Source organism: Pseudomonas cimarronensis, from assembly GCF_049331905.1.
In the GTDB taxonomy this organism is placed as follows: domain Bacteria; phylum Pseudomonadota; class Gammaproteobacteria; order Pseudomonadales; family Pseudomonadaceae; genus Aquipseudomonas.
The window spans coordinates 3,612,255-3,626,472 of the sequence record NZ_CP186283.1 but is presented as its reverse complement, the minus strand read 5'-3'; the positions used below and the strand labels follow the sequence as shown (position 1 = coordinate 3,626,472).

At 61.9% G+C, this 14,218-nt stretch carries 15 protein-coding genes; 8 read left to right on the top strand and 7 right to left on the bottom strand.

The window, feature by feature from the left end; genetic code table 11:
* Positions 1-12: 12 nt before the first annotated feature.
* The 3 genes from ACOCLD_RS16920 to ACOCLD_RS16910 are packed head-to-tail and all read left to right on the top strand — an operon-like array spanning position 13 to position 2,796.
* Positions 13-2,073 carry a pyridoxamine 5'-phosphate oxidase family protein gene (locus ACOCLD_RS16920; protein WP_422910001.1) on the top strand — a complete coding sequence of 687 codons (2,061 nt, stop codon included), beginning with the start codon at positions 13-15 and terminating at the stop codon, positions 2,071-2,073.
* Between the two features lie 14 nt (positions 2,074-2,087).
* Positions 2,088-2,333, top strand: a complete 246-nt coding sequence (locus ACOCLD_RS16915; RefSeq protein ID WP_422910000.1) for a hypothetical protein — start codon at positions 2,088-2,090, stop codon at positions 2,331-2,333.
* A complete protein-coding gene (locus ACOCLD_RS16910) occupies positions 2,320-2,796 on the top strand; it encodes a DUF1348 family protein (RefSeq protein ID WP_422909999.1) in 477 nt (158 codons plus the stop codon). The genes ACOCLD_RS16915 and ACOCLD_RS16910 overlap by 14 nt, the downstream gene beginning before the upstream one ends.
* Positions 2,797-2,942: 146 nt before the next feature.
* On the opposite strand, the gene ACOCLD_RS16905 is transcribed toward ACOCLD_RS16910, so the two are convergent.
* Both ACOCLD_RS16905 and ACOCLD_RS16900 read right to left on the bottom strand, forming a co-directional pair.
* Positions 2,943-3,269 (bottom strand): hypothetical protein, encoded by a 327-nt coding sequence (locus ACOCLD_RS16905; protein ID WP_422909998.1) that lies wholly within the window; start codon positions 3,267-3,269, stop codon positions 2,943-2,945.
* 171 nt (positions 3,270-3,440) lie between these two features.
* Entirely contained in the window at positions 3,441-4,145 is a 705-nt protein-coding gene (locus ACOCLD_RS16900) for a glutathione binding-like protein (RefSeq protein WP_422909997.1), read from the bottom strand.
* 178 nt (positions 4,146-4,323) lie between these two features.
* Here ACOCLD_RS16900 and ACOCLD_RS16895 point away from each other — a divergent pair, with 178 nt between their 5' ends.
* Positions 4,324-4,761: an HIT family protein gene (locus ACOCLD_RS16895; RefSeq protein ID WP_233686345.1), complete on the top strand. Its 438-nt coding sequence runs from the start codon at positions 4,324-4,326 to the stop codon at positions 4,759-4,761.
* A 93-nt stretch (positions 4,762-4,854) separates the two neighbouring features.
* Positions 4,855-5,280 (top strand): 3-isopropylmalate dehydratase, encoded by a 426-nt coding sequence (locus ACOCLD_RS16890; RefSeq protein WP_233686344.1) that lies wholly within the window; start codon positions 4,855-4,857, stop codon positions 5,278-5,280.
* Positions 5,281-5,305: 25 nt separating this feature from the next.
* Here ACOCLD_RS16890 and ACOCLD_RS16885 read toward each other — a convergent pair whose 3' ends face one another.
* Positions 5,306-6,208 (bottom strand): LysR family transcriptional regulator, encoded by a 903-nt coding sequence (locus tag ACOCLD_RS16885; protein WP_422909996.1) that lies wholly within the window; start codon positions 6,206-6,208, stop codon positions 5,306-5,308.
* Between the two features lie 140 nt (positions 6,209-6,348).
* Here ACOCLD_RS16885 and ACOCLD_RS16880 point away from each other — a divergent pair, with 140 nt between their 5' ends.
* The 3 genes from ACOCLD_RS16880 (at position 6,349) to ACOCLD_RS16870 (ending at position 10,969) form a co-directional block, all read left to right on the top strand.
* Entirely contained in the window at positions 6,349-7,107 is a 759-nt protein-coding gene (locus tag ACOCLD_RS16880) for an SDR family NAD(P)-dependent oxidoreductase (RefSeq protein ID WP_422909995.1), read from the top strand.
* An 82-nt stretch (positions 7,108-7,189) separates the two neighbouring features.
* Positions 7,190-8,524, top strand: a complete 1,335-nt coding sequence (locus ACOCLD_RS16875) for an FAD-dependent oxidoreductase (protein ID WP_422909994.1) — start codon at positions 7,190-7,192, stop codon at positions 8,522-8,524.
* A 78-nt stretch (positions 8,525-8,602) separates the two neighbouring features.
* Complete coding sequence (locus ACOCLD_RS16870) at positions 8,603-10,969, top strand: M48 family metallopeptidase (protein WP_422909993.1); 2,367 nt, start codon at positions 8,603-8,605, stop codon at positions 10,967-10,969.
* On the opposite strand, the gene ACOCLD_RS16865 is transcribed toward ACOCLD_RS16870, so the two are convergent.
* The 4 genes from ACOCLD_RS16865 to ACOCLD_RS16850 all read right to left on the bottom strand — a co-directional run bounded on the left by ACOCLD_RS16865 (position 10,949) and on the right by ACOCLD_RS16850 (position 14,199).
* Complete coding sequence (locus ACOCLD_RS16865) at positions 10,949-12,286, bottom strand: MATE family efflux transporter (protein WP_422909992.1); 1,338 nt, start codon at positions 12,284-12,286, stop codon at positions 10,949-10,951. The two genes, ACOCLD_RS16870 and ACOCLD_RS16865, sit on opposite strands and share 21 nt — an antisense overlap.
* A 26-nt stretch (positions 12,287-12,312) precedes the next feature.
* Complete coding sequence (locus ACOCLD_RS16860) at positions 12,313-12,738, bottom strand: MarR family winged helix-turn-helix transcriptional regulator (RefSeq protein WP_169852838.1); 426 nt, start codon at positions 12,736-12,738, stop codon at positions 12,313-12,315.
* 91 nt (positions 12,739-12,829) lie between these two features.
* Entirely contained in the window at positions 12,830-13,558 is a 729-nt protein-coding gene (locus tag ACOCLD_RS16855; RefSeq protein ID WP_422909991.1) for a substrate-binding periplasmic protein, read from the bottom strand.
* A gap of 29 nt (positions 13,559-13,587) precedes the next feature.
* Entirely contained in the window at positions 13,588-14,199 is a 612-nt protein-coding gene (locus tag ACOCLD_RS16850; RefSeq protein WP_422909990.1) for a LysE family translocator, read from the bottom strand.
* Between the last annotated feature and the right edge of the window lie 19 nt (positions 14,200-14,218).

The window sequence follows — 14,218 nt, the reverse complement described above, 5'->3', positions numbered from 1 at the left end:
GGAGCGCACCGCATGGATCATCTGCCCAAACACCGCCGCTCGCCCTGGCATGCCGGGGAAAAAACGCTTCAGGACATCTACAGCGTCGCCGAACGCATGGAGGTGATTGGGCAGAAGGTCATCCGCGATTACATGCCTGATCAGCACCGCGAGTTCTACCAGCAACTGCCGTTTATGGTTGTCGGTGCGGTCGATGCGCAGCGGCGGCCCTGGGCGACCCTGCTGGAGGGGCCGGAAGGCTTCGTCACCTCGCCTGATCCGCAGCAGTTGCTCCTGGCCGTACAGCCTGATGCGCAGGACCCGGCCGCTAGCGGCCTGCAAGCCGGTCAGGCGATTGGCTTGCTCGGCATCGAATTGCATACGCGTCGGCGCAACCGCATCAACGGGGTGATCCAGCAGGTGGCTGCCGACGGCCTGAGCGTGGCGGTCGAGCACTCTTATGGCAACTGCCCCAAGTACATCCAGGCACGCGCTTACACGCGCTCATCGGAGCCGTTGCTGCAGCGCGCCGCGCGCGAGAATTTCAGCGAACTGAATGACCGCACCACCGCGATGATCCGTGAGGCCGATACCTTTTTTATCGCCAGCTACTTCGACCATGACGCGAGCAATCGCTCGGTCGACGTCTCGCACCGGGGTGGCCGCGCCGGCTTTGTCAAAGTCGAAGGCAACCGGCTGACCATCCCCGATTACGCCGGCAACCTGTTCTTCAACACATTGGGCAACCTGCAGGCCAATCCGGTTGCGGGGCTGCTGTTTGTCGATTTCGCCACGGGCGACATGCTGCAACTCACTGGCCGCACCGAGCTGATTCTCGACAGCCCGATGGTCCACGCCTTTGAAAGTGCCGAGCGCTTGTGGACCTTCGAGGTTGAGCAGGCCGTGCTGCGCCCGGCGGCAACCGCCTTGCGCTGGACGTTTCACGATTACGCACCGACCAGCCTGGCCACCGGCACCTGGGCAGAGGCGGACGCGAAACTGCGGCAGAGCGAGCAACGCCGACAGTGGCAGCAATGGCGCGTGACCCAGGTGCAGCAGGAGAGCCAGGACATTCGCTCGTTTTATCTCCAGCCGCTGGATAACGCGGCGGTGGCATTCACTCCTGGGCAGCATATGCCGCTACGCCTGCAAACAGCTGATGCTGAGGCCCCGCTGATCCGTACCTACAGCGTCTCCAGCGCACCGTCTGATGGGCATATCCGCATCAGCGTCAAAGCCCAGGGGCCGGCTTCGCAGCATCTGCACCAGCAGGTGCAGGTGGGTGATGTACTGGACGTTCGTCCGCCCATGGGCAGCTTCACATTGATCGAGGAAACCGAGCGTCCGGTGGTGTTGATCGCCGCTGGGGTCGGCATTACGCCCTTGCTCTCGATGTTCCGCGAGCTGGCTGCGCAAAACAGTCAGCAACAGCGGCAACGCCCTGTGCACCTGTTTCAAAGCGCCCGAACCCTGGCGGACCTGCCATTTCAGGCCGAACTCAAGGCGCTGCAACAGCACGATGCCGAGCACCTGCATATCCACCGTGCGCTCAGTAGCCCAGGCACTGAGGCGGTTGTGGGGAGGGATTTTGAGATCACCGGCCGCCTCGACTTCGCTCAGGTCAAGGCGCGGTTGCCGCTGGATGACTACGACTTTTACCTGTGCGGCCCCGGCGATTTTTTGCAGGCCATGTACGACGGGCTGCGGGCGCTGAACATCGCGGATGAGCGCATCCATGCCGAGGCATTCGGCCCTTCGACACTGCAACGCCTGACGCCCGAACCGCTTGCCGCCCCCGTGCAACTGCCCGCCGCCAGCGCTCCTGTGCCGGTCTATTTCACCTCATCAGCGAAGGAGGCGCGCTGGGCGCCAGGCAGTGGCAGCCTGCTGGAGCTGGCCGAGAGCCGTGGCCTGAGCCCCGATTTCAGCTGCCGGGGTGGCTCGTGCGGCACCTGCAAAACGCGCCTGGTCAGCGGCCACGTGCATTACCCCAATCCACCGGCGCAACTGCCAGAGGGTGACAGCGTATTGATCTGCTGCGCCGTACCGGCGGAACTGGACGGCGCGATCCAACCCCTGGTGCTTGATCTCTAGCGAGGTGCTGCGACATGAACCGCGAAACAGTGGAGCGCTACGACGCACTCGACGCATCGAGTGAAACGCCAGGGCACTGGGAAGTGAATTATTTACTGCCGCAGTTGCTGCCTGGTTCTGAGTACCCAGGCCACGACGTCAATGCGGCACTGCTGCGTGTGGTGAAGCGGCTGTTTGCTGCCTTACGGCCACGCCGTTTTGCGTCACCCGTTACGCCATCCCTCACCTCATACAGGCGCCACCACCATGTCTATCGTTGAAGTCCGTCAACCGATTCCACCCTTTACCCGCGAGTCGGCTCTGCTAAAAGTCCGCCTCGCCGAAGATGGCTGGAACAGCCGTGATGCTGCCAAAGTGGCTATGGCGTATACCCCGGACACCCAATGGCGCAACCGCGCCGAATTCGTCACCAGCCGTGCCGAGGCGCAGGCGTTTTTAGAACGCAAATGGCGCAAGGAGCTGGAGTACCGCTTGATCAAGGAGCTGTGGGCGTTTACCGATAACCGCATCGCCGTGCGCTATGCCTACGAATGGCACGATGACTCGGGTAACTGGTTTCGCTCCTACGGCAACGAGAACTGGGAATTCGCCGAAAACGGCCTGATGGCGCATCGCTTTGCCTGCATCAACGACCTGCCGATCCAGGAGTCCGAGCGCAAATTTCACTGGACACTGGGTCGCCGCCCTGACGACCACCCAGGGCTTTCGCAGCTGGGGCTTTAACGTCAGTCAGCTTGTGTGTGGTTTGAAGAGCAACAGCCGGAGTGCGGCCTACGCAGCTGAAGAGGGTGGTTAGTGCAGCGAGAGACCGCCTGCTGGTGAGCAGCAGGCGGCCAAAGCGGATGCCAGAAGCATCCGCAGGGGTTTGTTTATACCAGGGCTTGGCGAGCCACTCCGCGTGGCAAGCGCTGTTTGCCAGGCAGTTGCTCCAGGCGTTTCTGCCATTCGGCGCGAGGGCTCAGGGCGGTGTTGGCTTGGGCTGTTTCAGCTGCGGCCTGGCTCGCTTTGGCAGCCTTCGCGGCGGCTCTCAGTTCAGCCAGGCTGGGGGTTTTACGGATAGGCTCAGCGCTGCCCTTTTCCACGCTGCGCAGGCAGAGTTTGCAGGAGACCTGCGTTACATCCTGGGTGCTGCTCAGGTTCGAACCTGTGCGTCCGCATGCGATATTGTCCGCGGCAGCGGAGTAGTGAATGGCCAACGTGTTGTCTCCTGCATTTTTGGGGCGCGGGATTCTACACGGTTCGCTGGCCAGGTCACGCGGCTTGGGTGAATACATGGGTGCGCCTGCCCGCATAACTGCTTATGGCGCTCTGCCAGGCTGCTTGCGCATGCGCAAAGCAGCCTGGCTTACAGGCGATTGACGGCTGACTTAGCCACGCGCCGGCGTGGCCAGCCCCTTGATCACCGCTGGGCGGGCAATAAAGGCCTGCAGCACGCGCTGCACATTGCTGAATCGTTCGAACTCCACCAGCTCGCCAGCCTCGTAGAAACCCACCAGGTTTCTCACCCAGGGGAACACGGCGATATCTGCGATGCTGTAGTCCTCGCCCATGATCCAGCTGCGGCCTTGCAGGCGCTGCTCCAGCACGCCCAGCAGGCGCTGGGATTCCGCCACGTAACGGTCGCGCGGGCGTTTGTCCGGGTAGTCCTTGCCGGCGAACTTATGGAAGAAGCCCAGCTGGCCGAACATCGGGCCAACACCGCCCATCTGCCACATCAGCCACTGCAGGGTTTCATAACGTGTGGCGGCATCCTCGGCCAGCAGTTGGCCGCTTTTCTCTGCCAGGTAGATCAGAATCGCGCCGGACTCGAACAACGCCAGCGGTTTGCCGCCTGGGCCGTTGGGGTCGAGGATCGCCGGGATCTTGTTGTTGGGGTTGAGCGAGAGGAATTCGCTGCTGAGCTGGTCATTGCTGTCGAAGCTGACTAGGTGCGCTTCATAGGGCAGAGCGATCTCTTCCAGCATGATCGAGGCCTTGACGCCGTTGGGCGTGGGCAGTGAGTACAACTGCAGGCGTTCGGGGTCCTGGGCGGGCCATTTATGGGTGATGGGGAAACGTGAAAGGTCGCTCATGTGGGCTCCGTATCTGGACGAGAAAGGGGTGCGAGGCATCAGACCATGCCCGGCAACCTGAACAAAATCGATTGTTTCGTTAATGCCCATTGCTCTGGGCAATGGTGAGCAGTTCCCTGGGCGCGAGCAACTCCGGTATGGTGCGAGTTTTCCGCCACTTTGTACGGAGTTTCTCGATATGAGCCTGCACGGCGAATACGACAGTCAGAATATCTTTGCCCAGATCATCCGCGGTGAGGCCCCTTGCTACAAACTCTACGAAGATGAGGATGTGCTGGCCTTCCTCGATGTTTTCCCGCAGTCCTTCGGCCATACCCTGGTGATTCCCAAGCGCTCGGCGGCGCGCAATATTCTGGAAATTGATGCCGACAGCCTGAGCAAGGTGATGGCCGTGGTGCAGAAGCTGACCGGAGTGATCGTCGACGAGTTGGAGCCAGCCGGGGTGCAGGTGGCGCAGTTCAATGGCGCACCAGCCGGGCAGACAGTGTTTCACATCCATATGCATATCGTGCCGCGCTATGCCGGTGAGAAACTCAGCGTACACGCCGGTGGCAAGGCTGAACCGGAAGAGTTGGCGGCCTTGCAGGCGCGTCTGCTGAAACGTATCGCGGGCTGAAAACCATGCACAACGCGACTTGAGGTCGGCTGCGGCTGCGGCAATACTCAAGCGCGTTTCCCTTGCTGTTCCTTGCGCCCATGGAGGGCTCCCATGCGATTGATTGGTGCCGTTTTACCGCTGTTGCTGTTGGCCGGCTGTTCGTCCTGGAAGGCTGCGCCCGAACATATCAAGCCTGTGCCAGCTGATCGTCTGTTGGGCTATCAGCAGCCGCTGGAGCAGGGCGGGCAGTTATCGGTGAACCGCGATTTTGGCGGTATGGGCGCGGGCTGCTATGTGGCCGTTCTGGTGGATCGCAAAGTGGCTGCGCGCATTGGCGTGGGAGAGCTGGTCCGCTTCCAGGTGCCGGCCGGCACCCGCGTGCTGAGCATTGGTATCGACGAGATGGACGACACCCTGTGCGGTATGGGCCGCCTGCGCCGCGAGCTGGCGGTAAAGGTTCAGCCGGGTACGCAGCAGGACTTCCGCATCGTCAGCGACAACCGCAAGGGTTTCGACATTCTGCCGGTGACTCAGTAACGCCTGATGCACCGGTGCCTGCCCGTCAGGTGCCGGTGTGTTCGCTCAGCAATCCCTCCAGCCATTGCATAAATACCCGCACCCGCTGTGGCTGATGACGGCGCTGGGCGTAGAGCAGGCTGAGCGGCATGGGCGGCGGCAGGTAATCCGGCAACAGGCTGTGCAGCTGCCCACTGGCCAAGAGCTCGCTGACACCAAGCAGCGGCGCCTGAATAATTCCCAGCCCGCCCAGGCACGCGCCTTCATAGGCATCAACGTTATTCACCGTGACATTCCCCGCCATCGGCAGCCGCTGCAGCACGCCGCCTGCCAGGTATTCGAAACCGTCTGAGCGACTGCCGAGCACCGGCACGTAGTGGATCAACCGATGCTGGGCCAGGTCATCAAGGCTCTGTGGTGTGCCGTAGCGTGCCAGGTAGGCGCTGCTGGCGCAGTTGACCATGGGCAACTGGCCGAGCGGTCGGACGATCAGACTGGGTTCATTGACCACGCCGATGCGCAGTACGCAGTCGAAGCCTTCGCGCACCAGATCGACGCGCCGATCGCTGCTGCTGATCTCCAGTTCGATGCCAGGGTGCTGCGCGGTAAATTCTCCCAGCCGCGGTGCCACCAAGCGCCGCGCCAGGCCGGTGGGCATATCGATGCGCAGGCGGCCGCTAAGCTGCGCGCCATCCTGGCGAAACAGACCTTCCAGCTCTTCCATATTGGCCAGCATGTCCTTGCTGCGTTCATACAGCACCAGGCCGTCCTGAGTCGCTTGTACCTTGCGTGTGGTGCGGTGCAGCAGTCGGGTGCCGAGCAAGGTTTCCAGGCTTTGCACCTGCTGCGACACGCTCGACCTGGGCAACCCAAGGCTGTCGGCGGCCTGGGTAAAGCTGGCCAGCTCACTGACGCGGACAAAGGTGCGCAGCAGTTCCAAGGTGTTCATGGGCAGGCGCTCCACTGGATTGTTCGTGATTGACGATCAGTGTTTTCAATTTTGCTGAGTTTATCCAGCTTAAAGCGAGTAATAACCTGTGCTCACTGATTTCAACCACGGCACTGCTAGTCAACTGAAGGAGCACGCATATGACTCGTAAACTCGCACTGATCACTGGCGCCAGCCGCGGCCTGGGGCGCAACACGGCCCTGCATCTGGCGGCCCAGGGCATCGACATCATCGGTACTTATCACAGCCAGGCGGCGGATGCGCAGAGTCTGGCGAGCGAGATCGAACAACTCGGCGCGCGTGCACTGATGCTGCAGCTGGATGTCAGTCAGAGCAGCAGCTTTGCCGGGTTTGCCGCAGCAGTGGCGGCGGGGCTGCAGAGTACCTTCGGTCGCCGTGATTTCGACTTTCTGATCAACAACGCGGGTATCGGCATCCACGCCAGCTTTGCCGACACCAGCGAGGCGCAGTTCGATCAGCTGGTGAATATCCAGCTCAAGGGCCCGTTCTTCCTCACCCAGCAACTGCTGCCGCTGATTGCCGAGCAGGGCCGCATCGTCAATATCTCTACTGGTCTGGCGCGTTTCAGCCTGCCGGGTTATGCCGCCTATGCAGCGATGAAGGGCGGTATCGAAGTGTGGACGCGTTACCTGGCCAAGGAACTGGGCCCGCGCGGGATCAGCGTCAACGTACTGGCTCCCGGCGCTATCGAGACTGACTTTGGCGGCGGCGTGGTGCGCGACAACAGCCAGGTCAATGCCTATATTGCGGCCAATACGGCCCTGGGCCGAGTCGGCCTGCCAGACGATATTGGCGGGGCGATTGCCATGCTGCTCAGTGACGGCGGACGCTGGATTACCGGGCAGCGAATAGAGGCTTCGGGTGGCATGTTCCTTTGACGCTGTTCATCCTGTGATCGGGCTGGCTGTGTTTATCGGGTAGAGGCGTAGAATCCGCTCGGTTTACTAAAGGAGACGGTTCGTGAAGGGATTGCCGATTGCCATTGTCGGGGCCGGTACGGCGGGGTTGGCCACGGCGTTGTTCCTCGCCCGCCAGGGTTTCAGCGTGAGCCTGTTGGAGCGGGTGCCAGCGCTGCAGCCGGTCGGGGCGGGTGTGTTGTTGCAGCCCTCGGGGCTGGCGGTGTTGCAGCAACTGGGGCTGTTTGCCGAGTGCAGCGGCCTGGGCGCTCCTGTCAGTCGCTTGTACGGCACCTCGGCTACTGGCCGGGTGATTCTCGATACCCGTTACGCGCACTGGCAGCCCGGCAGTTTCGGCATGGGCATTCACCGCAGCGTGTTGCTTACGGCGTTACTCAACGCAGCGCGGCACGCCGGCGTGCAGATTGAAACCGGCGTGCATATCAGTCGTTTCAGCCAACACGGCAGCCATGTGCAGCTGTATCGCCAGGACGAACAGGGCGTCGAGCAGCCATTCGATGAGTTTGCCGCGTTGGTGCTGGCCGACGGCGTGCGTTCGGCCCTGCGCTGGCAGATGCAGGTCAAGCAGTGGCTGCAGCCTTATCCCTGGGGCGCGCTGTGGAGCATTGTGCCGACCCCGGTTTCGTCACCAACCGCACCGGATGCCACGGACCTGCGCCAGTGGTATCGGGACTGCGCGCAGATGTTCGGCATCATGCCCACCGGGCGTACTCACGATAATCGCGAGCAGCCGCTGAGCAGCCTATTCTGGAGCCTACCGGTGGCGCAGTTCGACGCCTGGCGTGAAGCCGGCCTGGCCGCCTGGAAAGCCCAGGTGCTGCAACTGGCCGGCAGCGCTGCCGAACCCTTTGTTGAACTGATCGAACGTCCCGAGCAAATGAGCCAGGCGGTGTATGCCGATGTGCGCATGCAGCAGTGGCACGACGGCCGGGTGATCGCCATCGGCGACTGTGCTCACGCCATGAGCCCGCAGCTCGGCCAGGGCGCGAATATGGCCCTGGTGGATGCGGCGGCTTTATCGGCGGCCGTAACCACACAACGCACACCAAGCGACTACGACTGGTCAGCGGTATTCGCCGCCTACGCCAGCAGCCGGCGTGATCACCTGCGTTATTACCGCCAAGCCAGCCGCTTGCTAACCCCATTGTTCCAATCCCACAGCCGCAGCCTGGCCTGGTTGCGTGACAGTGTGTTGTTGCTGGCGCGGCACAATCCATTTGGCCGTGCGCATGCGGTCAGCACCCTGGTGGGTGGACGCAGTGGTTGGCTGCTGAGCGGTGCCGAACAGCCTTTGCAGGTCTGGAATGGCCAACCTGAGGAGCAAGGGTTAGATGAACATGCGACCTCCGCAAATACTGCGCAGTTGTCGGTTACCTGAGCCCTATGTGGCAGGCTCGCGAGTGCTGCTCGCTTTGTTAATCTGTTCACCCATTTCAATGTGTTGCGAGGGATCGCCGTGTCGTTCCGTGTTGTGCTGAGTGGCCAGGCCTTGCCCGGTTTTACGCCTGAGCAGATTGCTCAAGATCTACAGACGCAGCTGAAATTCTCCGAAGCCCAGGTGAGGGCCCTGTTGCCGCCGGCACGACGGGTAGTCAAAAGTGGTCTGGATAAGGCCAGTGCCGAGCGCTGGTGCAGTCGCTTGCAACAGGCAGGCCTGGCCGTCTCGGTCGAGGAAGTGGCTGCACCTGCAGCGGTCGACCCTCTGGCGGTGTTGCAGGAATTAGCCCAGAAAGGTCTGAAACGCGCCCGGCCCAGTCCGGCTTACGCCCTGCAGCTTTTTCTGGTGACGCTTTGCTGTCTGCTGGTGCCGACGTTGTATGCGGGGTTGGTGATCGGTCTGGGTGTTGGGCTTGCCTGGTATTTGCTGCATATCCACGAGTACCTGGGCGGCTTGCGCAATATCTGGGTGCTGCTTTGCGTCTATGGTGTACCCGCGATCAGCGGCGGCATTTTGCTGCTGTTTATGGCGCGGCCATTCTTTCTACCTAGCCAGCGTGGGGATGAACCCTTGGCGCTGGACCTGGCCCGCGAGCCGCGTTTGCAGCTGGTGATCAACCAGTTGTGTCAGGCGATTGGCCTGCGCCCACCGGTGGCGGTGCAGTTGTCCAATGACGTGAATGCCAGCGTGCATTTTGAGCATGGCTGGAGCGGATTCTTCTCTGGCCGCAAGGTGCTGACCATCGGTATGCCACTGGTTGCCGGGATGAGCGTGCAGCAGTTTGTTGGCGTACTGGGGCATGAGTTTGGTCACTTTGCTCAGCGTCTGGGCATGCGCTGTAACTTCCTGGTCAACTCGGTCAATGCCTGGTTGGAAGTGCGCAGCAATAGCCGCGATCCTTGGGATGATCGCCTGCAGGAATGGCTGGAAAACGATCCCTGGTGGATTCTGCAGCTAGCCATCTGGGTGGCGCAGCAAGGTATCGAATTATCGCGGTTGCTGATGCGTGGCTGTTTCTGGCTGAGTTTTCGCCTGTCCCGTTCGCTGTCGCGGCAGATGGAGTTCGACGCCGACCGCTACGAGAGTCTGCTGGCCGGGAGTGCGGCGTTTCGTGGCAGTGCCTTGCAACTGCGTTCGTTGTCCTGGGCCTGGCGTGAAGTGGATCAGCAGAATGCCCGTACCTGGCGTGAGCGTCGCCTGCTGCGCGATATGCCACACGCCACGGCCGAGAAGACCTCCAGCATGAGCCAGGCCATTCGGCAGCAGATGGAGCAGAGCCTCGAAGAGGGCAGTACCCGCTATTGGCACACGCATCCTGCCGATCTGTCGCGTATCCAGCACAGCGAGGCCTTGCAGGCTCCCGGTTATTTGCATGACGCCCGCCCGGCGACCGTTCTGTTCGAACATTTCGCTGAGCATTGTCAGCGTGTCACCGAGGCTTACTACGCGGAATTGGGGCTGGACTATGACCAGCAGCAGTTACAGGACAGCCAGCAGATCTTCCAGATCAGTGCCCAGCGTGAAGACGCGCTGGATCAACTCTGGGAGTGGACCGGTCGGCAGTGGCGTGATCTACCCTGGTTGGCGTTGCACCTGCCGGTTCAGGCGGCCCATGCCGAATTGCCTGGGCAAGCGCTGATCGATGAGTTGCGTCGTCTGTCTCCCGAGATTACCCAGGCCTGGACACAGGCTGAAGCCTATGAAGACCAGCGTGTGGCACTGGCCTGGTGCGGCGAGTTGCAGCGTAACGGGGTGACCGCACGACTCAGTGACAGCGAGGTGTTTGATCCGGCTAAGCACCTGCCGTTGTATCGGCAGATCGATGAGGGCAAGACAGCGGCGCATCTGCAGTTGCTGCAGGCCGCGTCGCTGTATCGGCGTCGCCTGGAACTGAGCCTGGCGGGCGCAACCCCGGCGTTGCGTGAAACAGCTCGTCTGGCGCTGCAGTTGAGCAAGCTGTATGTCGACTATGCGCGTTTGTTGGAGGCCCGTGAGCTGGCCGAGCGCTTTCTGGATTGGCATCAGCAGAACCCCGATGGTCTGACTGAACGCTTGAGCCAGGATGCGCTGGGCCGTTATCAGGATTTGGCCCTGCGCTTGCTCAAGACGGCCGATCAAATGCCCCAGACTCTGCTCGATGGCGCCACGCTGGGCGGTTACCTGCGCTTGCGTTGCCCCCGCTTGAATGCTCAGGCTGGGGAGCCGGTCGAGTTTTTGCGCAATAGCGCGACCCTGCTCGACAGCCTGGCTTATGTATATCGCCGGGTTATGGCCGAGTTGGCCAGTTATGCCGTGCAGCGTGAGCGTGAGCAGGGGCTGCGCGGTATTCGTTTGCTGCTCAAGGTTGGTGATCCTGGTTTGCGCTCAGGAGCGGACACTGTCTAATATGTTTAGCTGCTGCAACTGGCGCCGCAGCATCCAGATCACCACCAGGCTCAGGCAGACGTTGGACAGCGGCAGGGCCAGCCATACGCCGTTGAGGCCCAGCAGCAGTGGCATCAGCGCGAGGAAGGGCAGCTGGATCAGCATATTGCCCACCGTCACCAGGGTGGCGTAGCGGGCCTGGCCCATGGCCTGGAAGAAGCTCGCCGCGAGGATGATAAATCCATCAAGGAACATGGCGAACAGGTGCAGGCGCAGGCCCAGTACGCTGGCGTCGAGCAGGGCTTGGTCGCTGCCGCTGAAAATCCCGGCAAACAGCTTGGGCAGCACGAGCAACGCGGCGGTCATCAGCACACCGCTGCCCACCGCCGTGAGCAAGCCCAGGCGCAGTACGCGGCGGACCTTGTCCGGCTCGCGGGCGCCGTAGAAGTAGCTGACCAAAGGCTGCATACCGCCGCACACGCCTTCGGCAAACATGTAGTAGAAGGCCATCAGGTAGCCGGCGATGGCGTAGGCGGCCACCTGCACCGGGCTGCCGTAGTGCATAAACAGCAGGTTGTGCAGCACCACCACCAGGCTCATGTAGAGGTACATCAGCATGCTGGAGAAGCCGGTGGTGAGCACGTCCAGGCTCTTGCGCAGGTGCAGCGTGCAGGCGGCCAGGGGCATCTGCAGTGGATTGTGCCGGCTGCAGATAAAACCCAGGCAGATCAGCACCGACAGGCTTTCGCCAATCACCGTGGCCAGGGCGGCGCCATGCAAACCCCATTGCCAGACGATGATGAACAGGTAGTCCAGCGCCACGTTGGCGAGCGCGCCCATCAGCATGGCCAGGGTCGCCAGGCGCGGTGCGCCGAGGTTGCGCACCAGCAGGGGCAGGGCGATGGAGCCGAATACCAAAGGCGCGGCCCAGCCGATCACTCGCAGGTAGTCATTGCCCAGTTGCGCCAGGTCGTTCTCGGCGCCTTGCATGGCCATAAACGCCGGGCCAATCAGCACCACCAGCACGCCTGTGGGGATGCCCAACAGAAGCAGGAGCCAGAGCGCCTGGGCCAGGTAGCTGCGGGCTTGCGGCCACTGTGCAGCGCCCTGCGCCAGGGAGCATTGAGCGCCGCCGCCCATGCCGATCATCATGCCGATGGCCAGCATCAGCCCCGACAGCGGCCAGGCCATGTTGATCGCCGACAAGCCGGTAGCGCCCATGGAGTGGCCGATAAAAATGCCGTCGACGACCATGTACAGGCCGCTGATCATCAGGGCGGCGATGGCCGGGATACTGTAGCGCCAGAAGGTGCGGGTGATGCTTTGACTGTTGTTCATAAGAGGTTCACGGGTAAACGGCTGGGTCAGCCGATTTCGAGGGTCTGGCAGGCTTTGGCGAGCAACTGGCTCAGCTGCTGCATCTCTTCAGGGCTGAGGTTTTGTTCAAGGCTGGCGGCGGTTTGCACGTAGACATCGCGCTCTTCCTGTTCCAGCGCATTGGATTTGGCCGTGGCCAGCAGGCGCATGGCGCGGCCGTCTTCACTGCAAGGCAGGCGCTGCAGGTAACCGCGTGCTTCCAGCTTGCTGGCCATGGCACTGGCGCTGGCCTTGCTGACGTTCATCCGTTCGGCCAGTTCGGTCAGGCGCAGGCCGTTTTCGGCAGACATCAGGGCATACAGATAGTCCAGCTCGCTGTTGCTCAGCTCCATGCTGCCGCTGTGCTGGGCGTACTGCCGCCAGTGGTGCCACATGTGCCATTGCAGGCGTTTAAGGCTGTCGGTGATCGGCATGTGTGCGCTCCTTTATATTTTGTTAGGCTAACTAACTAAATAAGGCGTGGCAAGCTATGGACGATCGGCGGCGTGTGCGTAGGGGTTGAGGTCAGCGATAGCGAGCCAGCAGCTCGTCGAATTCGCCAGCCTGTTTCATCTGCACCATGGCGCGCAGCAGGGCCATGGTGGGGACGTCGGGGGCGTCACGAACGATGCAGGCAATCGGGTCGGAGGCTATTTCACTGAGAATGTGCAGTTTCTGTTCTGCGGGTTGCTGGCGGTTGAACCAGTGCAGCGAGAGCTCGTTGCTGATGGCGTACTGGTAACGGTGGGCGCTGAGTTTGAGCAGTACCTGATCTTGGGTGCGGGCATCTTCGCGCTGCAACTGACCGCTGGCGAACAGCGGCTCCAGGCGCGGGTAGGTGAAGCCGAGCACGGTGCCCAGGCGTTCGCCACGCAGTTGCTCGGCGCGCAGGTTTTCCGCGCGGGTGCCGGCGAGCACGTCACGCTGGGTCATAAAGGGCAGGCTCCAGATATAGCGGTAGTGGCCGCTATTGACCCAGTTCGGGCTGACGTAGCAGCGCACATCGATTTCGCCGCTATCCAGTGCATGTTGTACGCGCAGGCGTGGCATCACCAGCAGTTCGGCCTTGCGTCCGACTTTGGCCGCCAGGCGCTGTTGCAGGTCAACGAGAATGCCAGCCACGGCTCGGCCATCTTCGATACGCACCATGGGCATGGCCCAGCTGTCGTTGATCGAGAAGCGCAACGCTCGCTCTTCGGCGTATGCGTTGTGGCTCAAGGTGATGAATAGCAGGGCGGGCAACAGCTTGAGCACCGGGGCGGGTCCTGTCTGGTCGAGGCAATTCAGCGGGTCATCGGCAGGGCGGCGCCCATCAGGGCAAACAACCCGCCGCAGCAACGGTTGAAGCCTTTGCCACTGCGTTGCAGCCAGGGCCGCACGCGATGGGCCATGCGTGCCAGCAGGTACTCGACACTGCCTTCGACCACGGCAAAGGTCAGCGCCATGATGGCGAACTGGAGCCAGAGGTCACCGCGTGGGTCGAGAAACTGCGGCAGAAACGCGCCGAAGAACAGGATCACCTTGGGGTTGGAAATGGCCGACAGCAGGCCCTGGCGAAACAGTTTGAAAGGGCTGGTCTCGCTGGCTTTCTCGGCCATCGCAAGGTGCAGCGGCGGCGCGCGCCAGAGTTGAATGCCCAGCCAGATCAGGTAGGCGCCACCGAGCCATTTGAGAATGGTCAGAGCCTGCGCCGAGGCTTGCAGCAAGGTGCCGATGCCGAGCATCGACAAGGCCATCAGCAGGGTGAAGCCGAGCACGCCGCCACTGACTGTGAACAGGGTTTTGCGATGGCCATACAGTGCGCCATGGCTGAGGGCGAGCAGGCCATTGGGGCCGGGCGTCAACGCCAGGCCGAACACCGCTGTAACAAAGAGCAGCCAGGTATGCAGGGCCATAAGACAGGTATCCAGAGGC

Bases quoted from the DNA above. Each gene is read 5' to 3' on its own strand.
- ACOCLD_RS16920 (WP_422910001.1), top strand. From the start codon at position 13: ATGGATCATCTGCCCAAACACCGCCGCTCGCCCTGGCATGCCGGGGAA.
- ACOCLD_RS16890 (WP_233686344.1), top strand. From the start codon at position 4,855: ATGCGATTGATTGGTGCCGTTTTACCGCTGTTGCTGTTGGCCGGCTGT.
- ACOCLD_RS16885 (WP_422909996.1), bottom strand. From the start codon at position 6,208: ATGAACACCTTGGAACTGCTGCGCACCTTTGTCCGCGTCAGTGAGCTG.
- ACOCLD_RS16895 (WP_233686345.1), top strand. From the start codon at position 4,324: ATGAGCCTGCACGGCGAATACGACAGTCAGAATATCTTTGCCCAGATC.
- ACOCLD_RS16915 (WP_422910000.1), top strand. From the start codon at position 2,088: ATGAACCGCGAAACAGTGGAGCGCTACGACGCACTCGACGCATCGAGT.
- ACOCLD_RS16880 (WP_422909995.1), top strand. From the start codon at position 6,349: ATGACTCGTAAACTCGCACTGATCACTGGCGCCAGCCGCGGCCTGGGG.
- ACOCLD_RS16850 (WP_422909990.1), bottom strand. From the start codon at position 14,199: ATGGCCCTGCATACCTGGCTGCTCTTTGTTACAGCGGTGTTCGGCCTG.
- ACOCLD_RS16910 (WP_422909999.1), top strand. From the start codon at position 2,320: ATGTCTATCGTTGAAGTCCGTCAACCGATTCCACCCTTTACCCGCGAG.
- ACOCLD_RS16860 (WP_169852838.1), bottom strand. From the start codon at position 12,738: ATGCCGATCACCGACAGCCTTAAACGCCTGCAATGGCACATGTGGCAC.
- ACOCLD_RS16900 (WP_422909997.1), bottom strand. From the start codon at position 4,145: ATGAGCGACCTTTCACGTTTCCCCATCACCCATAAATGGCCCGCCCAG.
- ACOCLD_RS16865 (WP_422909992.1), bottom strand. From the start codon at position 12,286: ATGAACAACAGTCAAAGCATCACCCGCACCTTCTGGCGCTACAGTATC.